The organism is Sulfurisphaera ohwakuensis, from assembly GCF_009729055.1.
Lineage (GTDB): Archaea > Thermoproteota > Thermoprotei_A > Sulfolobales > Sulfolobaceae > Sulfurisphaera > Sulfurisphaera ohwakuensis.
In genome coordinates this window covers 850519-872484 of record NZ_CP045484.1, presented here as the reverse complement: position 1 = coordinate 872484, position 21966 = coordinate 850519, and the positions used below count along the sequence as shown (strand labels likewise).

Annotated in this window: 21 protein-coding genes and 4 pseudogenes; 13 read left to right on the top strand and 12 right to left on the bottom strand. The window is 34.2% G+C overall.

The window, feature by feature from the left end; translation table 11 throughout:
• Window positions 1-336: 336 nt before the first annotated feature.
• Genes D1869_RS05040 through D1869_RS05035 form a run of 3 tightly spaced genes read left to right on the top strand, consistent with a single transcriptional unit; the run spans window position 337 to window position 2997 of the window.
• The gene (locus D1869_RS05040; protein ID WP_231113727.1) at window positions 337-1527 is read left to right on the top strand and encodes a thiamine pyrophosphate-binding protein; all 1191 of its coding nucleotides are present in this window, start codon (window positions 337-339) and stop codon (window positions 1525-1527) included.
• Window positions 1467-1985, top strand: coding sequence for a thiamine pyrophosphate-dependent enzyme (locus tag D1869_RS15380; RefSeq protein ID WP_231113725.1), 519 nt, complete (start codon window positions 1467-1469; stop codon window positions 1983-1985). The genes D1869_RS05040 and D1869_RS15380 overlap by 61 nt, the downstream gene beginning before the upstream one ends.
• A 4-nt stretch (window positions 1986-1989) precedes the next feature.
• Window positions 1990-2997, top strand: coding sequence for an NAD(P)/FAD-dependent oxidoreductase (locus D1869_RS05035; protein ID WP_156014184.1), 1008 nt, complete (start codon window positions 1990-1992; stop codon window positions 2995-2997).
• A gap of 177 nt (window positions 2998-3174) precedes the next feature.
• Here D1869_RS05035 and D1869_RS05030 read toward each other — a convergent pair whose 3' ends face one another.
• Window positions 3175-3846 carry a hypothetical protein gene (locus D1869_RS05030; RefSeq protein ID WP_156014183.1) on the bottom strand — a complete coding sequence of 224 codons (672 nt, stop codon included), beginning with the start codon at window positions 3844-3846 and terminating at the stop codon, window positions 3175-3177.
• 179 nt (window positions 3847-4025) lie between these two features.
• Between D1869_RS05030 and sor the strand changes: the two genes are divergently transcribed.
• Window positions 4026-4961 (top strand): sulfur oxygenase/reductase, encoded by a 936-nt coding sequence (sor, locus tag D1869_RS05025; RefSeq protein WP_010979143.1) that lies wholly within the window; start codon window positions 4026-4028, stop codon window positions 4959-4961.
• A 268-nt stretch (window positions 4962-5229) separates the two neighbouring features.
• Here the strand turns inward: sor and D1869_RS05020 are convergent, their stop codons facing one another.
• Genes D1869_RS05020 through D1869_RS05010 form a run of 3 tightly spaced genes read right to left on the bottom strand, consistent with a single transcriptional unit; the run spans window position 5230 to window position 9228 of the window.
• On the bottom strand, window positions 5230-6804 hold the full coding sequence (locus D1869_RS05020; RefSeq protein ID WP_156014182.1) for a serine protease: 1575 nt from the start codon (window positions 6802-6804) through the stop codon (window positions 5230-5232).
• A 29-nt stretch (window positions 6805-6833) separates the two neighbouring features.
• Window positions 6834-7901, bottom strand: coding sequence for a hypothetical protein (locus D1869_RS05015; protein ID WP_156014181.1), 1068 nt, complete (start codon window positions 7899-7901; stop codon window positions 6834-6836).
• Window positions 7902-7926: 25 nt separating this feature from the next.
• Window positions 7927-9228: a phytoene desaturase family protein gene (locus tag D1869_RS05010; protein ID WP_156014180.1), complete on the bottom strand. Its 1302-nt coding sequence runs from the start codon at window positions 9226-9228 to the stop codon at window positions 7927-7929.
• 77 nt (window positions 9229-9305) lie between these two features.
• Here D1869_RS05010 and D1869_RS05005 point away from each other — a divergent pair, with 77 nt between their 5' ends.
• Window positions 9306-9710, top strand: coding sequence for a hypothetical protein (locus D1869_RS05005; RefSeq protein ID WP_156014179.1), 405 nt, complete (start codon window positions 9306-9308; stop codon window positions 9708-9710).
• On the opposite strand, the gene D1869_RS05000 is transcribed toward D1869_RS05005, so the two are convergent.
• Together D1869_RS05000 and D1869_RS04995 are read right to left on the bottom strand one after the other, a co-directional pair.
• Window positions 9707-11014 carry an MFS transporter gene (locus D1869_RS05000; protein WP_156014178.1) on the bottom strand — a complete coding sequence of 436 codons (1308 nt, stop codon included), beginning with the start codon at window positions 11012-11014 and terminating at the stop codon, window positions 9707-9709. The two genes, D1869_RS05005 and D1869_RS05000, sit on opposite strands and share 4 nt — an antisense overlap.
• 68 nt (window positions 11015-11082) lie before the next feature.
• On the bottom strand, window positions 11083-11700 hold the full coding sequence (locus D1869_RS04995) for a hypothetical protein (protein WP_156014177.1): 618 nt from the start codon (window positions 11698-11700) through the stop codon (window positions 11083-11085).
• Window positions 11701-12256: 556 nt separating this feature from the next.
• Here D1869_RS04995 and D1869_RS04990 point away from each other — a divergent pair.
• Window positions 12257-13192 (top strand): annotated as a pseudogene (locus D1869_RS04990) (IS1 family transposase).
• Between the two features lie 12 nt (window positions 13193-13204).
• Here the strand turns inward: D1869_RS04990 and D1869_RS04985 are convergent.
• Both D1869_RS04985 and D1869_RS04980 read right to left on the bottom strand, forming a co-directional pair.
• Window positions 13205-13531, bottom strand: a complete 327-nt coding sequence (locus tag D1869_RS04985) for a muconolactone Delta-isomerase (protein ID WP_156014176.1) — start codon at window positions 13529-13531, stop codon at window positions 13205-13207.
• A 68-nt stretch (window positions 13532-13599) separates the two neighbouring features.
• On the bottom strand, window positions 13600-13953 hold the full coding sequence (locus D1869_RS04980) for a hypothetical protein (RefSeq protein WP_231113724.1): 354 nt from the start codon (window positions 13951-13953) through the stop codon (window positions 13600-13602).
• 698 nt (window positions 13954-14651) lie between these two features.
• Here D1869_RS04980 and D1869_RS15125 point away from each other — a divergent pair.
• On the top strand, window positions 14652-15335 hold the full coding sequence (locus tag D1869_RS15125) for a hypothetical protein (RefSeq protein WP_196772285.1): 684 nt from the start codon (window positions 14652-14654) through the stop codon (window positions 15333-15335).
• A gap of 67 nt (window positions 15336-15402) precedes the next feature.
• On the opposite strand, the gene D1869_RS04975 is transcribed toward D1869_RS15125, so the two are convergent.
• From D1869_RS04975 to D1869_RS04960, 4 genes are all read right to left on the bottom strand, one after another.
• Window positions 15403-15804 carry a type II toxin-antitoxin system VapC family toxin gene (locus tag D1869_RS04975; protein WP_156014175.1) on the bottom strand — a complete coding sequence of 134 codons (402 nt, stop codon included), beginning with the start codon at window positions 15802-15804 and terminating at the stop codon, window positions 15403-15405.
• Window positions 15782-15952 (bottom strand): hypothetical protein, encoded by a 171-nt coding sequence (locus tag D1869_RS04970; RefSeq protein ID WP_231113795.1) that lies wholly within the window; start codon window positions 15950-15952, stop codon window positions 15782-15784. Before D1869_RS04970 ends, D1869_RS04975 begins: the two co-directional genes overlap by 23 nt.
• A 904-nt stretch (window positions 15953-16856) precedes the next feature.
• On the bottom strand, window positions 16857-17198 hold the full coding sequence (locus tag D1869_RS04965; protein WP_221267179.1) for a type II toxin-antitoxin system VapC family toxin: 342 nt from the start codon (window positions 17196-17198) through the stop codon (window positions 16857-16859).
• 35 nt (window positions 17199-17233) lie between these two features.
• Window positions 17234-17488 (bottom strand): hypothetical protein, encoded by a 255-nt coding sequence (locus D1869_RS04960; RefSeq protein WP_156014173.1) that lies wholly within the window; start codon window positions 17486-17488, stop codon window positions 17234-17236.
• 233 nt (window positions 17489-17721) lie between these two features.
• Here D1869_RS04960 and D1869_RS04955 point away from each other — a divergent pair.
• From D1869_RS04955 to D1869_RS04930, 6 genes and pseudogenes are all read left to right on the top strand, one after another.
• Window positions 17722-17850: pseudogene (locus D1869_RS04955) on the top strand (IS110 family transposase); the annotation flags it as partial.
• Between the two features lie 208 nt (window positions 17851-18058).
• Entirely contained in the window at window positions 18059-18322 is a 264-nt protein-coding gene (locus tag D1869_RS15375; RefSeq protein WP_231113723.1) for a transposase, read from the top strand.
• Between the two features lie 130 nt (window positions 18323-18452).
• Window positions 18453-18626, top strand: coding sequence for a hypothetical protein (locus tag D1869_RS15370; protein WP_231113722.1), 174 nt, complete (start codon window positions 18453-18455; stop codon window positions 18624-18626).
• A 396-nt stretch (window positions 18627-19022) separates the two neighbouring features.
• A pseudogene (locus D1869_RS04940) lies at window positions 19023-19400 on the top strand (ISNCY family transposase); the annotation flags it as partial.
• A gap of 181 nt (window positions 19401-19581) precedes the next feature.
• Window positions 19582-20500: pseudogene (locus D1869_RS04935) on the top strand (ISH3 family transposase); the annotation flags it as partial.
• Between the two features lie 212 nt (window positions 20501-20712).
• The gene (locus D1869_RS04930) at window positions 20713-21945 is read left to right on the top strand and encodes an RNA-guided endonuclease InsQ/TnpB family protein (RefSeq protein ID WP_156014172.1); all 1233 of its coding nucleotides are present in this window, start codon (window positions 20713-20715) and stop codon (window positions 21943-21945) included.
• Window positions 21946-21966: the final 21 nt, after the last annotated feature.

Below are 21966 nucleotides of genomic sequence, written 5' to 3'. Positions count from 1 at the left end.
AATATTTTGAAGTTATTTCACATTTTTATCACAAGAAATTTTTAATTAGTAAAACTATATTTCTTATGAGTTCTTAACGGAGTATAAAAATGTAAACTATTCTCTATAACTGCTAAGAAAGAATAACTTGTCATAACAATAATATTCCAACAACCACTTTGAAGATAATTTTGTATTTACTTCACCACACGTCACATAAAAATACGTGTGAAAGATCGAATTAAGATATTAATTTTTATAATATGTTAAAATGGCTATCTTATTTAGATAAATAATTCTCTTTGAATCAAAATCTTTAATAATAACGTTTTTTAATCAGTAGCTAAAATAGATACTATGGCTAAAAATGTTGCAGAAATAATAGTCGATACATTAGTTAGAGCTGGAGTAAAGAGAATTTATGGTATACCCGGTGATTCTATAGATCCATTAGTTGATGCAATTAGGAAAAATAAAGAGATAGAGTATATACAAGTTAGGCACGAAGAAGGAGCAGCTTTTGCTGCATCTGTGGAATCTAAATTAACTGGAAATGTGACTGCATGCATGGGAACTTCTGGGCCAGGGTCTATACATTTATTAAACGGACTATATGACACAAAAATGGATCATGCACCAGTTGTAGCACTGACTGGTCAAATAGAAAGTGATATGCTAGGACATGATTATTTTCAGGAAGTAAACCTAGTTAAATTGTTTGACGATGTTGCTGTATTTAATCAAATGGTTGTAAATCCAAAAAATGCGGGATATCTAATATGGAGGGCTATTTATGAGGCTAAGACTAAGAGGGGAGTTGCACATCTAAATCTTCCAGTTGATATTCTCAGAATGGAAGGAGAAGAATATGAAGGAACTTTTGAGGTTAACGTTAGTTACTCTGTTAATGTTGATCCCGCGGTAAAGTTAATCAATGAGAGTAATAACCCCGTTGTAATGATAGGAGGTGGAGCTAGAGGTTCAGCGGAATTATTAAATGAATTTGCGGAGAAAATAGGTTCTCCAATAATTTATGCGTTAAACGGTAAAGGAGTGCTTTCAGATTATGATGAGAAGGTTATGGGAGGGATAGGACTCTTAGGAACTAAGCCATCTGTGGAAGCACTAAATAAAGCTGATTTACTTATCCTTTTGGGTACTTCTTTTCCTTATGTTAATTTCCTACCTAAGGATGTGAAGGTGATCCAAGTAGATACTAATCCAGAGAATATTTCAAAAAGAGTGAAAGTTGATGTTCCTTTAGTAACTACTGTAGAAGACTTTCTTAAATCGATTGTAGGTAAGGTAAGGGAAAAAGAAGAAAAGTTTTACGTAAAAATGAAAGATTCCAAGGAAAAGTGGTTCAATGAATTAAAGAAAGTAGAGGAAGATAACTCAACACCAATAAAACCGCAGAAAGTTGCTGCTAAACTCTCAGAAATATTTACGGAAGGTGTTGTGGTAGTAGATACTGGAAATGTAACCATGTGGGGGGCAGGCATTTTAAAGCTTCTGGTAAGCAGCGTTTCGTATTTTCTTCATGGTTAGGTTCTATGGGAATTGGCATTCCCGGGGCAGTGGGTGCTTCATTTGTAACTGACAAAGTCTTAGCCCTAGTGGGAGATGGGGGATTTGCTATGACTATGATGGAATTAATAACTGCTAAAAAATACTCTAGGCCAATAAAAGTAGTAATCTTTAACAATTCTAAGTTAGGAATGATAAAATTTGAACAAGAAGTTATGGGATATCCAGAATGGGGTGTGGACTTATATAACCCAGATTTTTCGAAACTAGCTGAGGCCATTGGGATTGAGAGTGTTAGGGTAGAAGACCCGAAAGACTTAGATGAGGGGTTAAAGAAGCTTAAGGAGAGTAAAGGCCCATTTGTAATGGATGTTGTAGTAGATCCTAATGAAAGACCTATGCCACCTAAATTGACCTTTACACAAGCAAAGAACTATATTCTATCTATATTTAGAGAAAAACTTGAATCCGTTGAGTGAAATAATGAGAATAGTTATATTAGGAGGAGGATTTGCTGGAATAGCAGCTAAATCTGTATATAAAGATGCCATCTTAATAGATAAGGACGACAAATTTTTACTTACGCCTAGATTGGTTGATACTATAGCTAAAGGAGATTCTGCATTGTTTTATAGAAAGCCTGATATACAAGCTGAAGTTCTTAAAATCAACTTTAGGGAAAAGAAAGTTATCACTAATAAGGGTGAAATACCTTATGATAAATTAATTGTAGCTTTAGGTTATAAGCAAGATTTAACGAAGATAAAAGGGGCTAAAGATCATGTAATGAAACTAGAAAGTTTTGAAGATGCACTTAAAATAAGGGAGGAAATACGTAAAGCTAAAAGTTTAATAGTAATAGGAGGAGGAGATTTAGGAATAGAACTTATTGGTAGTACAATTGAGCTTTTAGGAAAAATAAAAGGGAAAGAGAAAATTACATTAATTAATAGGGGAAAGAGAATTTTGCCACATATGCCAGAAGAGATTTCATTAACTGCTGAAAAAATATTAACAGAATTGGGAGTAGAATTACTTTTAGATACTAGTGTAGAGGAGATAAAAGGTAAACAAGTTATTACTAATCAAGGTACTTTTTCTGCGGATCATATATTTTACGCTGGAGGAATTAGGGGACCGGATATTCTTAACTCACTAGGTTTCACAACTGAAAATTATAAAATGGTAGTAAACGATGATCTTAGTTCAGTAGATTATAAGGATGTTTATGGTGCTGGTGCTTGTGCATCTCTGAAATATCCTTCTAATGCTGAAGTATCTATGCAATCCGGTGTTCACGCTATTAATAATGCATTAACCGGTTCTGAAGAGAAATTTAAACCAAAGCAATTAGCTGATGTCGTAGAAATAGATAATAACTTTCTAGGCATATTTATGGGAATCCCAATAAGAGGTAGTGTTGCTAGATTATTGAAATCCTTCGCATTAACTAGGGTTTTATATAAAATAAATAGAATAAATTCGTCATAAGATGAAAAGAATGAAAATATGGTATTTTCCTTATAAAATACTAAGTAAGATAAGAGTTATTAAAATTAAGTTTAAGCACTAATACCTAATATTATATTTTTAATTAAATATTTACTAAAATATTAATCTATCTAATCAGAAGATTCTATGTCAGCAAACATATGAGGTTTTTATTCTTTACAGTTTTCTAGGAAAATCTTCGCCATGAATATATTGGAGAGCTTTTCTCCAATCTTTTTCATATGCTTCTGATAATTTTATGAAATTAGGGTCTTCTATCACTTTCTTAATAGCATCTACGTTCACGTTATTAATAATACCCTTTTCTTTAAGTTCTAGGATCAAATATACTACGTTGACCTTGATGTGTATATTAAGTGGCTGTTCAAGCAACTCAGTAAGATAATCTTTATCTGGTTTTTCAATTAATCCCATATCCAGGAGGTAGGGGAGTAAGCTCCATGCACTTATTCTTGTCAAAGGATCCGATCTTAAGGATTTTTCAAAATATTCTATGTTTGATTTAAGTAAATCTAAGGATATTATTCCTTCTTTCCATAAATCATATGCTATCCACCAAGCATTTATATCTCCTTCTCTCAATGCCCTTACTAGCTTTTTCTCATCATATTCATTTTTATCTATTATATTAAGCTTTATTAGCTGAGGTAACATTTGCCATGCATGTAAAGCAACATCTATGTCTTCATCCTCTAATAATTCTAAAAAGTATTCCTTATACGATTTAAGATCTATGGATTTGTATAATAAGTCTGCTTTTCTCCACCCATCTAATCTATCATATTTGTTATTTGAAGTTAGTAATTGTTCGTAGAACTTTTTGTCCATAAATAATGTGTGTAATTATGGGTTAATATGTTTATCTATTAAATTTGAAATAAACTAAGTCAACAAAAAAATATATTTATAAAATTCTGTAGATGAGGAAAATACTTACTTTAACAGAGTTAAATGAAAAAGAATAACGTGTTTATTAACTTTAAATCAAAATAATGTAATGACCAAATATGCCAAAACCATATGTAGCAATAAACATGGTAGAAGTAAGAAACGATCCTAAAACATTAGAACTTTTCGGAAAAGTAGGACCCAAAGTATGCATGGTCACGGCAAGACATCCAGGGTTTGTAGGATTTCAAAATCATGTACAGATAGGAGTAGTTCCTCTAGGGACTAGATGGGGAGGTGCAAAAATGGAAATGAGTCAAGAAATGCACAGCTTAATGTTAATGCAATATACCTTTTGGAAGAATTGGAAAGATCATGAGGAAATGCATAAACAGAACTGGGCTAATCTATTTAGGTTATGCCTACAATGTGCAGACCAAATGATTTGGGGACCTTACGAACCTTTATATGAAATAGTTTACGCCAATATGCCTCTTAATACAGAAATGACTGATTTCACAGTTATGGTAGGTAAGAAGTTTGCCGCTGGAGAAGCTGTATCTATTCCTCCAATTTCTCAACCTTACGGAAAGAGAGTTGTTGCCTTCGGAGAGCATATAGTAAAAGAGGGATTAGAGAATCAATTTGAGGAATATGCTATAAAAACTCTTGAAGCTTTCAGATCAGCTCCAGGATTCCTAGGAGGAATGATACTTAAAGAGATTGGAGTATCACCTTTAGGAAGTTTACAACTAAACGCAAAAGGATTTCATCAAATATTAGAGACAGCTAACGGAATGGACGTCCCAGAACCAGTAACAATTTATGAAGCTCCAGAGTTCAGAAATAGACCACAGAGGTATATTGTTCATACAGAGTGGAGTGACACTAATGCACTTATGTTCGGTCTTGGGAGAGTATTAATATATCCTGAGGTAAGGCAAATTCACGATAAAGTATTAGATACATTAGTATATGGACCTTACATAAGAGTATTGAATCCAATGATGGAAGGAACATACTGGAGAGAATATTTGAATGAATACCATCTATAACCCATTATTGGAACTATGTAGTAAGTAATTAGGAGAAAAAAATAATATAATTATTTTATTTTTTATTATTATTATTTAATTAATTTATATTGTAATGATTGATAAGATCTAATTTATTATAATACTATTGATTAAGACTCATTTTCTATGGCGTGAACTTGTGAAATATTAAAATTAGCCGGTTATATGATAATGCTTATAGACGAAGCATTTACGCCTCTAAAGATTTGATCTTTTAATTACATGAATAAATAAAAAACAATTTAACTTAGAGATACCATGTTAATTCTTCAGTATTCATTACAAATCTTATATATGGCATTGAGTAATATAATAGATTAAGATTGTGTGTCTGTAATCCGTAATTCATCATCATATAACCAACAACAGATGGTCCATCGAAATAAGCTGCCGCATTTTCAAGTATTTGTGTCTCATTAGCCATATAAGAGTATATTGAATTTAGTACTACAGCTTGGTCTGTTGAATTAAGTTGCTTTAGGAAATAGTCTCTAAATTGAATAGCCATCATCGCATAATAATTTGTAAAGAAGCCAAAGTCATATATTACATTTGGATTTCTATAGATTTGAATTAGTAAAGTGATGTTTCCATAATGGGAGTTAGTTACAGCATCTAGGTACTCTGCTGCATATAAATCAGTCAAGAATGCGTTATATAACCCTTGATAAAATCCATATGGCGTTATTGTTGGTCCTACATTAATTGATAAACTTAAAGCAGCCCATGCATTTGCGAGTATTTGTTCCGTTATATTTCCATGTGATAAATACGCTGCCTCTGATGCCGTTTCAATTTTCCATAAATTGCTTAAGGTACTTGCATTATTGATTGCCTCTTGCACCTCTAAAGATAAGTTGTAGTCGGGTTGATATAGGACTTGGATAGCTTCTACTGCGGGGTTAGGTAAGAAATAGAACGCTGTGTAATTTCCTTCATTTGCTAACTTCTGTGCTTCACTCCAATACTTTTGAGCTAATTTCTTAGCTGTTATATTACTACTACTGTTATAAAGTTCCTGGTAAAGATGTTCTAGATATAGATAACCAATACTGAAGTTTATTGGAAAATCTATATAACCCGAAGGAGTTGGTAACTTACTTCCAGTGGTTATCTGGTATATTTGAGGTATTGAAGAAACCGTGTAGAGCACTTCATGGTGTTCTTTTGCAAATTGTAAAGCCATTTGGTAATTTTGACCTTCAGCTAATGCCATCATTTGAGGTACTACGAGATAATAAATTCCTCCTTGGTAAAGTTGTACAATTCTCTGGTAAACTACACCAGTTGAATACATATAACCTTCCAAACCAACATCACCTAAGAAGTACAACGATTTATTTAATGCTGATTGCTGATTTAACATTGAAGCTAAGTACATTACAGTTGCAGAATCTGTTTTCACGGCACCAGGGACGTTAATACAATAAGGCGAGTTAATGTATAAGTAGTAATTATATTCTGTCAATGGCTGGTAAGCTAACATAGAAGCTATCACTGCAGCACCTTTAGCGCCAGCTAAATAACCATTTCCAGATAGGTATGGGTTTCCTATAAAAACTAATCCCTCTCCCGGTGTAACGTATGCGTATTGAGAAGCAATAGTATGGTCTGGAAATACGGGATTAATCAGATAATCCTCACCATTACCTAAATTTGCTGGATCAGAAACTGGAGAAGGAACAACTTGCTCTATTGTTTTTGTTACAGTTGTTGTAGTACTAGTGACATTACCATTCTCTGTTTTACCTACTAAATACCCACTTATTCCTGCAACTATTATAAGTATAGTTAATATAACAATTAAAATATTTCTATTCATTTTTATCATTTAAAGATGATTTAGTTTGTTTAAAAATTTTTACCCAAATCTCTAATTGAGTTGAATGAATGTTTCCTTTTACTATACACCGAAATTCCTATTAAAATAGATAAGATCAGTGCGCCTATTGCTTCGTAGAGAAGGTATCCCTTTGATGTTGCTATAACATTATATTCACCGTAAATAAAGAGGAGTAGGGCTATGCTACCCAAAATCTTAATCTTTAATGAGTTAAAATACTTAAACACTGATAAAAATGAAAGGAATAAGCTTACGTAAAGTAGTGCCACTGAAGGGACTATTAGAGTATTGTAGAACAGAGTATAGTTTAGATTACCTATTCCAACTAGTGGAATTGATGCAATTGCTAGATATTTCACTATATTTTCTCTTTGTAAGCCAGAAAGTAAGTTTTTGATCATGAGGAATTCTGCCATAATGAGACCGAAATTTCCTATAGCCTCTCCATAAACAGCTAAGCTAGAGGGTGATAAGAATGAACTATAAAATAACATGATACCACCTATAAGTACAGAATAGAGAATATAGTTAGAAAACCTCTTATCAGCCTTTATGAATGTTGACAAAGTTATGCAAACTATTATAACAGATGATGAAAGAATATCAAGGAATAGTGAAGGAATTGGAGGCGTTACACCTAGTCCCAATTTCCAGCCGAAGGGTAATGCTAATGCAAGCTGTGAAAAAGCGATAATTGGGAAAATATAGTAAAAGTTTGTAAGTAGTGCTACGACTACTATTGCTTCTACGATTAGAGAGATTATAACAGCTGTAATTCCGTCTAAGTTAAGTACGTAATAAGGTATGTAAATTGCAGTATAAATAGTATAAGGATAATAACTTCCTAACCAACTTGCTAAAAATATATATCCTATAAGTGGGTGAAAATCTTGTGCGTAAGCGTATAATCCCTTATAATCCCATTTAACGTTTACAAGTAAATAAGTTAAATATGCTATCACTAAGACTAGTAAAAATGTGGGTAGTGCCACATAAATAGAAAGATGAGTTGTTGCTAAAATTGCCGGTGCTATTGTCGAAAAAATTATTGAGAAAATTATAATTTCATTTTTCATGAGTACAAGTTAAGATAAAGTATTATTAAGTGTTTTCCCTAATTAAATCCTCTAAAATTTTCATTGCAGCGTTTCTACCAGGTATTCCAGTTACTTGACCACCTGGATAGGTGCCAGAGCCCGTAATATAAAGGTTCTTTATGGGAGTTGTATAACCCCAACCCTTTACGGGTCTATTATCGAACATATATTCTGGAGTCATCGGCATATGGTTCATATCACCAAAAGGTGCAAAATACTCTTTCTCAAGCTTATCAGCTGTTAATAAGTCAATGTAAATTACGTTTTCTTCTTTTATCTTAAAGAAATCCTTAATTTCCTCAATATCACCACCCATGCTAGTTATTACATGACATCCTAGTGAAGGATCGACAGCAGATGGAATAGTGACCTCTCCGAAAGGCAAGGTGAAGAGAGAGTCAAGATGATCCTTCATAAACTCTGGTACTTTAGGTGCTTCTTTTAGTAATAAACTCCATCTTCTCCACCCTGGTATAAAATTGGGATGATAAACCTTTATCATATTGTCAGTTAACTTACTTAGTAGTACTGGACTTCCAGCATGAAGTACTACTTTACTTTGAATAACTTTACCGTCGTTAGTAATTACACCTTCAGCTTTTCCATTCTTTATTATAATTTTCTCAACTCTTGTATTATACATAAAATCTACACCTAATTTCTTAGCATTCTCTTCTAAGACTTTTCCCACAATTCCCATTCCACCCTTAACGATTCTCCAGTCTAAACTAAAGTAGTAAGCCATTATGTATGCTGGTAAATTAAACATGAATGCGTAGGCTAAAGCCCCATGAAACTTACTATCAAGATATTCAGAGAGAACTTTTCTAGTCGGTTCAAGGAATATTTCTAACTCAGTGTTTTCAACTACTTTTTTGAAATCCTCAATGGAAGGGGGTTTAGCAACGAAGAGAAATTTTTCCTCAACGATTCTTTTTAGTTTAAAGATCAACCTATCTAGCTTTTCGTATTTGTATTCTCCGTGTTTTATGAACTCTTCAATCCTTTTCTTTTCATCCCTCCAGAGGTATAATACTTCACCATCTTCAGTTAAAAATATGTCAGCGAAAGGGGAATCTACAACTGGAAAAGAAATTCCCAATTCCTCCTCAATCCTTTTAGGGAATAAACCTAGTACATATGAGGCTCTACTATATTTTAACCCTTTGTACTCAGCAGTATCAGCCATTCCCCCTGGTTTATTCCTAGCTTCTATAACTAGGACTTTTAAACCGTGTTTTGCTAAGTAATTTGCTGAAACTAAACCGTTATGCCCTGCACCTATTACGATAACATCATAGTTCATAAATCTTTACTCGAGTAAGAAGATAAAATATTCAACTTAGAACAAAATATTTTAAGCGTAGAATACGAGATTTAATTATGCCAATCCCGCTCATAACTATTGATCTAGTATTAGAGGATATAAAAGAAGAGCTAAAAAAGAGAGGTAAAAATACTCCTAACGCTGCTGTCTCCCTTGTAGATTATTTACCAGATACGGTATTGGCTTACGTGAGAGCCGGTGATTACACAATTTATGTAAATAAGCAACAGTATTTAAGGGCTAAAAGGGCAGGGTATGAATATGAGTACTTATTTGTTATATTACTTCATGAATACTTACATTTAATTGGTATTGCTGATGAGAGGGAGGTAAGAAGGATTGATATGGAAATAGTTGAAGAAAAGTTTGGAAAAGAAAGTTTAGCTTATAAAATTGCAATGGAATTAGCAGATCCTAGAGATATTAGAGAACCAGGATTGAGACCCCACACCTATATTTAATCTATTTTTTCTAAACTAACATTGTTTGTATCTAATCCTTTGAAGAACCAGAGTACAGTTGCTATTGCACCTATAACCCATAATGCTGTATTATACCAAATATATGTGGATAGGCCTTGCAAATAACTTCCTAATACATATACTGAAATAGCGTAAGCCGTAATGGGAGCTAGCCTAATTAGTCCTATCATAAAGGCCCTTAAATTATTTGGCATTAAAGTAGGTTCATAGATTGTCCTAGTTGCCCACGCAAATTCACTGAATAACATATTAACGAAGAGTAAGATGTAAAAGCCTATGAGATTAAAGTTAGAAGTTAGTAGAATTATTGGTATCATACTTAATGCTCCTCCAACATAAGAGAATAGGGCAAAAACTCTGCTTTTAATTTTAGTTATTAATGCTCCAGCAATTAACCCAGCTATACTAGCACCTAGATTTGCTATAAAGATAATAAAACTTGTAGTAGCACCAGAAAAGTAAAAGTCTGCAACAACGAAAGCCATTAGTCCATAAGTTAGATATTGTGAGATTCCTATTATTGCTAAAAATGCATATCTAGCACCTAAACTAAGTTTCTTATTTACCTCTTGCTCTTTCAGATCTTTAGTTTTCCTAACTATTTTCTCTACTTCTTTTTCTGCCCTACTTAAATTTCCTTTTACTACTAACCATCTAATAGACTCTGGTAGTAATAGTCTGATAATAATTGCAGTAATTACTCCTATAAAGGCAACAACTGAAAGGGCTAAAAGTTGTATCGAAAAGGAGTTTGATGCACTATAGGTTATATAACCTATTAAAGCTGCAACCATAGCACCAATATTATCAAAGTTTGGTGCCAAAACTAACATAATGTCTCTTTTGTCTAAAGGCATCATCTCAGCAGTGTAAGATAGCATTACTGGTACTTCTCCTTCAACACCTAAAACACCTAAAACTATTCCAGCTACTAAAAAGGCAATGTAAGGAAACTTAGCCAAGTTATTCACATTTAATCCAGAAAGTAGTGCAGCTAATGCGATAAGTAGTGTACCTAAGGAATATAAGGTCATTGTTATGAAAAAAGTAGTTTTCCTTCCTAGTCTCTTATCTGAAAAGAAGGGTAATAGTAGATTACCAGCTATCGTAACAAATGTTGGTGTTAGAAGGAAAAATACATTGTTTATTGAGGGATATATTATGGGTGCTATTGACGATATAACTCCCCACATAAAGAAACCTATAGCAAGTGAGGCAAACATTAAGGAGTGAATACTTGTCCATTTAGCCTTATCTACCAACTCATGAATACTCTTCTCCATGTGTAATATTGTATATTACTAACTTATAAACTCACTTATATGAAATTCCAATGAAAAAAGATTTAAATTCATTTTTCTATTTCATAACATTTTTCTATTTCATTATTTTTAATATAAATATCACAATCTTTAAAACCAAACCAGAGCTTAATCTCACCTTCTTTTTCAGTTATAACAATAGTACTTGGCTCATCAAAATTTTCTTTAATCCATAAAGCATATCTACCATCCAAACTATCTAAATGGGCAACGAATTTAGTCACTCCAAGTTCTTCAATAACTTTCATAAAAAGTAAAAAGCGTGAAACCCATTTCTCAAGTTGACTTATCACCCTATCTCTGAAATCTTTATCTAATGCAAGATACTTGTAATAGAACAGCTTAGGATTTATTATAGCCTCCAACACACTGGTATCTTCCATAAAGTATACTTTGAGATTATACTTTTGTAAAAAGGATCTGAAAGTAGAAAGCCTATTTAAAAGTTCTTCAACCTTAGAAGCTTCAGGTAAATTAAACTTCAGAGAAACATAACTTGGTTCTATTTCCTCACATTTTCCATTCCTACACCTAGTCAAAATAAGTTGTAACTCCTTTGTATACTCAAAAATGTAATATTCATCAGAAGCAGTAGGAGAATTACAAGGAATTAAATAATCTCCTTTAACACAGTATATGTATTTCATTTATATTTACTCTCACTCCCTATTTATAACTTCTACCTTATTGTTTTATCCTACTAAGTGAGCATTGTTATTTGAATATGAATTTATAATTAGAAAATCTATATGAAATTAGTTTTTGTACCTCTTCTGATGTGAAAAATTCATGAAGTGACAATCTACGTTCACTTAATGTTGCACTTCAAGTATTCATAATCATTTTAACAGCTTTTGATATCATTAGCTATACAATTATAGGAGGACTAATTAGATCTGTGTACTCTCTAACTATAGTTTAATCTCAGAATTGATGATTATATAACTCTCGCAGTAATTTAAGCATGATGTGAAAAAATAAGATCAAATAGATAAAAGTTGTTTTATGTTAGTTTCTTCATTAATTCGGGACTGTTCTCAAACAGTCATGAAATTCGATAAGTATTTGTAAAAATATTAGTGTACTCATAAAAAGTCTTTTTTCTAATATAGTTCGCTGAAAAGAACTAGAAGTACAAAGAGCAAAAATTGTTTTAGGAAAAACTTATGTGCAAGGGTTACGAGATTTTATGGGGGTTGCGAGATGAACCTCGTAACCCTTGCACAATTAATATTTTTGATTTTGAGGAATTTAAATTTTAAGCCAAGAAAACACGAGCTAGAAGACCTTGCTTATGCAATAGCAGCATACTTACTAGGAGTACAAGTCACTAAGTTGGGAATACCACCATCAACACTATACTACTACACTAAAAAACTTGGGGTAAGGAGGAGAAGAGAAGAGAAACCGCCATGCCCCTCATGCAAATCAAATAAAGTAGTAAAGAATGGATCATCTAGAGGAAAATCAAAATACAAGTGCAAAACTTGCGGAAGAACATTCTACCAAACAACTAACCACAAGATGAGTAAAGAACAGAAGGAGAGAGTATTGAAGGAGTACACGAATAGAATGAGCATGAGAGCAATAGCAAGGGTTGAAGGAAAACCGTTAACAACAATATAAGGAGAAAAGGAGTAGAAGCCTATGCTCACCTACTAATCTTACGAGAACAATTAAAGAATCTTACAGCAAAAGTCACGGTAATTGATGAAAGTTGGACTTACGTGAGGGTTAGACATGGTCAAAAGAGGGAGAGCTTGTGGATATGCATTACAAGATGGTGTACCCTTCTTCATTACGGGTGATAGGGATTATAGGACTTTTAGTTACCTCTTGAATACCCTACCCAAAAGCGAAGTATATTACACTGATGATTACTCAGTCTACCAAGTACTCAACAATCACGTTGTAGGTAAGAAGTATACATATACTGTGGAGAGTTATAATTCTTACTGTAGGGCTCATTTAGCTAGGTTAGCAAGGGATACGAGGGCTTTTAGTAGGAGTGGAGTCATGGTTGAGTATAGTCTTGCCTTATTAGATGTCATGCACCCAGTAGTTTATTCAAGGGAGAAAACATCCTTGAATCAAGCTTACTTGAAGGGGATACAGTATATTAGAAGTAAACTGATATAATATTACAAATACTTATCGAATTTCATGACTGTTTGAGAACAGTCCCATTAATTCATAGAAATTCTCATATGGATGTATTGGTGTAACTTCCACAATAACAGAATGTCCAAGTTCCTTCGTTATAGGTAATGTCTCTAAAATCTCATCTAACTCCTCATGGGAATTTACATCTATTATTGCAACTACTTCTCTCTTTCCGCTTACCTTATAAAGTCCCTTGATTTTACCAGCTTTCACCGCAGATAATGCAGCTTCAGCTTCTTTTTTCCATATCTCCATTAACTGCTTTTGAGACATATTCTCTGGTTGCTTAACCCTAAACCAAAGGAGAAATAACATCATATAATAAATAAGTTTAGTTACTTATAAACTAATAGGTAATAGTTTTAATTTATTTATTTTCACATTTAATGATGCAATTGTCCTCTTTCTATCCCATACAATACTGAGAAATTTGACAATATACCTAAGGCTAATATAAAGTGAATAAGTATAAGTACTGGGTTTCCGAAATCTATGAATAGATACCCAAATATACTTGCAATTATTACCAATCCTATATTACCCATTAATATCCTTTTCTCTAAAGCAACTTTTACTCTTACATAACCGTAAACTGCTATTACGAGCAAAATAGCCGCTAATAGTGCATGAAGACCTAGCAATTGAGGTAATATACCATAGAAAACCATTACATTACCTATCAGCATCTGTAATATTGCTACTCCAGCACCCATTAACCACAGTTGACTGTGCTTCAAAATACTATCACCTTATGCCCTCGTCCCTTCTGGGGTGTGAAAAAGTCAGTGGCAATTTTTGACATTACTATTTTATTGTTAACTTAGCTTAAAAAATTAGTTTAGATAAATTTCTCGGTATAGAAATTAATATTCTTAGGAATATTAATAAAATATCTAATTAAGGGGAAAAGGTTACTATGTAATAATAACTAATTAATTATATATGATAATACTCGAACTGAGTCTGGGACAAAAACTTTACATACCCTCCATTTTGTATATAATAGCATATGAATAAGAAGTTACCAAAGGGACTTTGATAATTTCAAGGCATCAATAGAAGATTTAATCAAAAGGAGAGCAAGCTTGACAAGGAGCTGGGATGAGTGAGGAGGAAAGGTTGGCAATGTTGAGGAGATTTGGTCAAGAGTTGAAGGAATGGAAAGGGCTGCAAAATTCGTGTAGCAGTTTACGTAAAATCCTAACGATAAGATAATTTTTAAATACACCATTCTCAGTAATGAATACTGTTACTATAAAAACGATATAACTTATCCTATTTACTGAAATTAGATATAAGTATTAGAAAATTATTTGTAAGAATTATCTTGTGCAACGATTTTCCAATAAATGCTATTCGTGAAAGTTAGGGAAGGACCTGGGAGGAAGAGTAAAATAACACCACAAGAAAAAGCATACTAATAATCAAGGAATACTTGTTAACAAATAGGGAGACAGCAGAACTAGCATCACTACTCAACTTAACAAGTGTGGAAATAAGTTATAAGACTGTGGAAAGACTATACTCAGATGTTTTCGTTACACTCTACAACCTACTATCACAAATTGTTGAGGGATTATCAGCAGCAATGGACGGTACGGGTTATTCGGTAGTGATTACAAGGCATTATAGGAGTGAGAGAGAGGGGTCTGGAGAGGGGGTGGAGGAGGGGAAGGGTTTCGTATACTCCTTCTTCATCTTCGACTTAGCTAGTAACCTAATCGTAGTTTATGGGTATTCATTAAAGAGGGAGGCTTATGAAAGGGCCCTCAAGGTTCTGAAAGATTTGGGCGTACACGTTGAGTCCTTGAGGGCTGACAAGTATTATGGTAAGTCAACACTGAAGGAATTCCCAAACTCGACGATATACTTGATACCAAAATTAAACGCGTTAATCAAGGGAGGGAAGAGGTGGAGAGAAATGATACTTAGGTTCATGAGGAATCCACTAGAGTACTTGGAGGAGTATTTTAAGCGTGAGAAGGCTGAATCATTGATCTCTTGGATTAAGAGGAAAACAGGTTGGGTTATAAACAAGGTTAGGGAAGAGAGGATACATTTAACAGTACTTGCAAGGGTTATAATCCATGATCTGTATTGGTCTAAAGCGTTAGATTAAAAATTTCAAAATACTATATATACTCGGGGATAATAAAACTAATTTGTCCCAGACTCATTCTGACCAGTTAATTTAAAGGAATTGTTATCGTTTCAACCTCTTTAGTCTTTTCTATGTCTTCATCAGTGGTAATAACTTTTCCTTTAACTTCCTTTGCCGTAGCTATTAGAAATGCATCGGCTAGAGACAAATAGGAATATTTGCTCTTTAATAGTGCAGCACTTTCAGTTATTCTTTCATTAGGAGATATTATTTTGATTGGAGAATTTCTAATGTAGCTATGTCTAGCTATTCCAATATCTTTTCCCTTCTTTGAAATATAAATGTAGAGAAATTCAGCTAAATTTACTTCACTCATATAAATTATTGCACTGCTCCTATACATTTCTTCAAAATACTTTTTAACTTCTTTTCTTCCGGCGAATAATAAGGATAGAGGTTCTGCATCAAAAACGTATTTCTCTTTCAACTTCTTTCCTCCTTTCCTTAATTATCTCCTTGGCAATTTCCACAGCCTCATCTCCGTCTACGCCAAAAAGATCTAAAAGAGTTGCAGGCTTCTCTATGCTTATCTTATCTCCACTAACAACTAATTCTATTATATCTCCTTCTTTTATTCCTAGTTTTTCCCTAATTTCTTTAGGAATAACTATTATCCTTTCTTATCAACCTTTACTCTACGTCTTTCCATGGATAAATATTATATTATGAATGAATATAAATGTTTAACTTTAATAAGCTAATAGTTTAACCAAAAATGCAATTTCGTTAAGAACTACCATTGTGACGTGAGAGTATATTGAGTGCAAATAATTCAAAAACTAATTATAATAAATAAGGTAATAAAACACGTAAATCATAGTTAGGGGCGATTCAGGTTTCCATTGCGAATTGTAATAATTTACTTTAATAGTAAAATATTCGATGTAGTATTACTGTCCTTTTACCACCAATTTACTGTAAAGTTTTTTAATTAATTTGTCTCAAAGCTTTTAAATAAAATGAATTCGCAAAAGAAGCCCGAATCGCCCTTTGGTTGTGGGGTTTGATTTTTTGTTTTAAGTATGTACAATTATTTCTAACTCACTATTTCATATTTTGTATAATTCATTTTCTCATAATTTAGTGTATATTTGTATTGCATGAATGTGATAGTTTTTCAATTTTTGCTTTATTTCACGGTTTGTTGGATTTTTAATTCAAAAATATTTCATAAATTTATATTTTTATGAATAATTATCTTTATACTCTTTTGTTTTTATATTTTAAAATGATAAATCTTTTTTGATCTACCGGTAGGAGGGAGTACAGAATATTAGAGAAAACCTGATATAATTTTACTATTCATTATCGAATAAGATGACTGTTTGAGAACATCCCCACTAAGAGGAGAATTTTTCAATAATCGGAAAGTATAAAAATACGATAAACAAAGCTTGTGAAGGTTAGCATCTATATATCCCCTTATCTCCTCTTGTGTTTGTTTTCCCTATCTTCGGACGATAAAAAGATGCTACAGTATTAAATTTGTATTTTATCAGTTACTTTAACTAGATCTTTAACCCTCTCAAAGTCCTTATCTCTAGTTAGCACTACGGCGTTCTTCAGCTTCATCGCAGTAACCACTAAAAGGGCGTCAGTGATATCAATACTTCTATCGATAGAAAGATCCATAGCTTTCATATAGTCCTCTACACTGTTACTTATGACTTCGTTATTAGAAAGATACTCAAGAATGTACTTAAAAAGCTTTACATAACCTTTAGCCCTTTCTGGTGAAGATCCTATTAAATCTACATATTTTTGAAAGCAAAATTCGGCGAACTCATGAATTACACTTTCGATTAGCGTAACGTTCTTCAGCTTTAAAATATCCTTACTTATTATGACGTTAGTGTCTACGAGAATCTTCTCCTTCTCGATTTCTCAACAACCTCCTTAATTTCCTCTACTGAAGGTTCTCCTAAAAATTCTAATAACTCTTCTATACCTTTTCTTAGGAATTCGTCCTTTCTTTCTTCTATTTCCTTAGCTTTCTTCTCATTATCCAACAATAATAATCCACCAAAGACTCTTACAACATAAAGGTTTTTCCCAGCATAGTCGTTACCTAAATAAACTCTACCTTTATCATCAGCCTTTCTAGTTTCCATATAAGAATACATGCAAAAAAGATATATAAAGCTTTCCCACTTTTAATTCCCAACACTAAAGCTAGACCTACCTGACCTCCTTATATAAAACATATTAGTCAGATCTGTGTAATACAGATCTGACTGAGGTGTAGGCCGTTGACTCCTCTGGGCTTAAAGCCCGTCGAGGAGCTTGGCCCGCCTCCAATTCGGACCGGAAGTTGGGCTTAAAGCCCGAATAAGGGTGAGTATACATGGAGGCCCCAGTCGCGGGAATAGACGTATCAAAAGATAAATTAATTATGTATTTCCAAGGCAAATACTACGAGTTTACTAATGATAGGCAAGGTTATGAGGAGATAATTAAGATCTTGCCTAAGGGCGTTCAGTAATAAATCTTTCGGTCATATTTCAAGCATAGCGTCAACTAACATTGCCACTTGATGTTGTCTAAGATGATAAAAATGGAAATTGATGAGTAATATTAATAAGAATTGAGATGAGATAATATTATGAAGACACTTTCAACTGAGAAAGACCTTTTGCTCAAGGTCGATAAAGTATTTCCATAGGAAACTTTTAGGGGTAAACTTGAATTACTCCAAGAAACCCAAGTGGGACGTTATATTACTCCTCAAAACACTCTTAATCAATTTCGTCTACGATATCTCTTGGAATAACTTAGAGGGAGAAATTAGGGATAGTAAAATGTTCATGAAATTCTTGGGTGGGAAAGTTCCACCAAAGAGTACAATATTCTTCTTCTATAAGAGATTACAAGAAACAGTTGTCGATGAGGGAGAAACAATGTGGACAACCCTAATGGATAAACAAGGCCTTAGACAAGGTGATTAACGAGTATAGAGAAAGAACTTGAGGTAGGGAGAGAAAAAACGACAAATTCGAGGACTACCACATAATCGATTCTTCCGTGAGGGGAAGAGGAGTTTTCAAACCGGTCTAGAGAAGATCTCACTTGATCTTGATGAGATTGACGACGATTTTCTCCTCATGGGTTATACTGTTTCTAAGCTCAAGTATTTTACAAGCTTTAGGAAGTATAAGGGTGGTTGGGGTAGGAAGCATGGTAAGTCCTACTTTGGCTTTAAGGTTTTTTGAAAGGAGGACTAATTTTGTTAGGGGTTTTAAGGTTGGCTAATTTGAGTGATTTGGCCTTTTCCTTTGATGGCGTTAAGTTAATGGCTGATAGGGCTTGGTGTTAGTTCTGCTAGGCTTCAGGTTGAGGGGTTAAGATTAGGGAAGGTAAGGCTTCTGCAACGACTTTGAGGGGTGTTGTGATAGAGGTCTTCTTCCTTAACCTCTATCGTAATCTTGAAGTACTCTTAACGAGGATTAGGACAAGGGTTTTAGTTAATTAACAAGGCTTGCTTACTAGTTTTAGTTGCGAGTATAACGAATTTTATTGCAAAACTGTACAATTATTTGTATTATATTTATTAATACATATTATATAATCTTTTCTAGTTAAATATTATGAATAATTTTATAGAAAGAAATATTATAGTCAGGATAATTTTTCAATTTTGCTCAAGTTGGACAACGTCACGTGCCTGTTGGTGAATTCCCCCAAGGGGAATACCTAGTTGAATATCTAGGTATTCCAATAAAGTTACTTGTAATAGATGATTATAAAGGTTTTGGTAGGAGATATTTCTTCTCCACTAACCTTAATGATTCTGCTGAGGACATTTTGGTAACTTGGGAGAATCGTTGGGATGTTGAGGTTTTAATTAGGGAACTTAAGGCCTTGGGTTTGGAGAAGAGCTCCTTCCTAACTTGGCTTAGGAACAAGGGTCTCATAATATTAAAGGCCTTTTCCTTGTTTGTTGTTCTCTTATTCAAGTATTTCACGGGTTTAAACCTCGGGGCTAAGAGGATAGCAAGGTTGATAAAAAGTATTTATAAAGTTTAGGGGTTCAAAGGGGGCGAAAAACCTCGCCTTTTACGGTACTCCCAAAATCATTTTACAAAAATAATTCTGATTGAACAATATTAAATTTGTTGAACATAACCAAGTTTATAACAACATCAAGAATTCAACAAATTGGGAAAAAAGGTTTAAAGCGAGGGAATCGGTATTACCATAAGGGCTCATGGTAATGCCAATTCCCTCATTAAACACTCAACAAATAGGGTATAAATTAATTTCCATGAGTAACTTCCAAGGGAGAAAGGGAGAGGAAGTTACAAAAACCTTGATCTCAGCATCATTACACAAAGATTCAGTGGAAAACGTTTCCAGAGCTTACAACGTATCACCACAAACGGTGAGGAATTACGTTGAAGAACAAGGGTTACAAGTAGCGGAAAAAACACTGGAACAAGTGAAACAAATCTCACTCGAAACACTTAAGGGCGTGAAGGAGATAGAACTATCAATAGATTGGACAACAATAACTTGGTACGGAAAACCTGTAGAAGGTTTGGGAAGCTCAGAAAAGGGATACTCGTGGAACTACGCAACAGCTACAACGAAATACGAAGGAAAAATCCTCATACTTGCTTTCATACCGCAAGTTAATGGGATGACAAAGGATGAGATTGTCAAGGTCTTGATTGAACAAGTGGTTGCAATGGGATTTAGGATTAAACTGATAACACTTGATGCAGGATTTTACACGGTTGAGGTGATAAAATTCATATCCCAGTTCAACTACATTATTGGAGTTCCCGTTGGTGATGTCAAGATCTACGAGGAGTTTGATGGTGAATATATTACGAATAGTAAGAGGCGTAGTAAGGATGAGCAGGTTAAGTTTAGGCTGATCGTGTATCGCAGGGAGAAGATCAAGAGGAAAAAGAAGAAGGTTGTTTACTTCGCTAGGGCTACAAATCTCGATTTACCCAAGAATAAGGTCTTGGAGTTATATAACAAGGTGAGGAATCCGATAGAAACGTCTTATAGGAGTGTTAAATCGTTCCTCCCCTTTACGTGTTCAACAAAGTTCATTTTCCGCATGTTAATCTTCTTACTTGCCGTGCTCGTTTACTCCTTGTACACGATCCTCAAGGATAACGTGAAAATGAGGACTTTCAAATCACTAATTTCAAAAATTATTGAAAATATATCTGAGGCAGAGATTTATTTAAATAAATCAGAGGAAACGCTTACTAATACTACAGGTTTATTTTTAAGGAGGTGATTTTGGGAGTACCGTTTAAGGCGGGGATGGATAGCCCCCTTTGTAGAAATATTTTTTAATCCACTCTCGAACATTTTATTAATGCCCAACGTAGGGTTCCGCTTTCGTGCATATGCTGACGATCAAACAATTAGGGCGTTAAAAGCCCAGTTGAGGTTAGCATGTGAGATGTACAACACCCTACGCTGGGCAGATATCTATTTCTACCAAAGGGACGGAAAGGGTCTTACACAAACGGAGTTAAGACAGCTCGCTCTAGATCTAAGAAAGCAAGATAAGGAGTACCAACAACTCTACTCACAAGTAGTACAGCAAATTGCCGATCGTTATTACGATGCTAGGGATAGGTTCTTCAAAGGTCTAGCACACTTTCCTAAGGAGAAGAAACCCCATAAGTACTACTCTCTTGTTTACCCACAAAGTGGGTGGAAAATACTTGAGAGCAGGGAAATAAGGACTAAGAGTAGGAAGAATAAGAAGAAGCTGGTGTTATTGAGGTTATCAAATCTCGGCGTGTTTAAGGTCATTGTTCATAGGGACTTCCCGCTTGACAAAGTAAAGAGGGTGGTAGTTAAACTAACACGTTCAGAGAGAGTATATGTCTCCTTCATGGTTGAAGGTGTTGGATTCTCTCAATTCCCAAAGACTGGTAAGGTAGTTGCAATAGATGTTGGGGTAGAGAAACTCCTAACCACGAGTGATGGATTCTATTTCCCTAACTTGAGACCTTATGAGAAGGCACTTGAGAAGATAAGGAAACTCCACAAGGTTCTCTCGAGGAAGGAGTTCTTGTCGAAAAACTGGTTTAAAGCAAAAGTGAAGTTAGCTAGGGGTTATGAACACTTGAAGAACTTGAGACAAGACTTCTATATGAAGTTGGGTAAGTGGTTCGCACAACATTATGACGTTGTAGTAATGGAGGATATAGATGTTAAACAACTGGTGGAGGAGTCAGAAAGGAAGTTGAGGATGAGGTTACACGATGTTGCATTCCATGAGTTGAAGAGAATACTAGAATATCAGTTGGAAAAATATGGAAAGAAACTGTTGTTAATAAATCCAGCATATACTTCAAAGATGTGTGCCAAATGCGGGTACGTAAAGAAAGAGTTAACTTTGACTGACCGTGTGTTCAGCTGTCCTAAGTGTGGTTGGGTTACTGATCGTGACTATAACGCTTGCTTAAACATATTGAAGAGATCGGGGTGGGAGCCATCCTTAGTGCCTGTGGAGCTCTACCCTCTACCCGTAGCGAAAAGCTACGGGCAAGGTGGGGCTATGAAGCAGGAAGCTCCGCCCTTCAGGGCGGGGTAGCTCACCAAATATCTGGAGGGA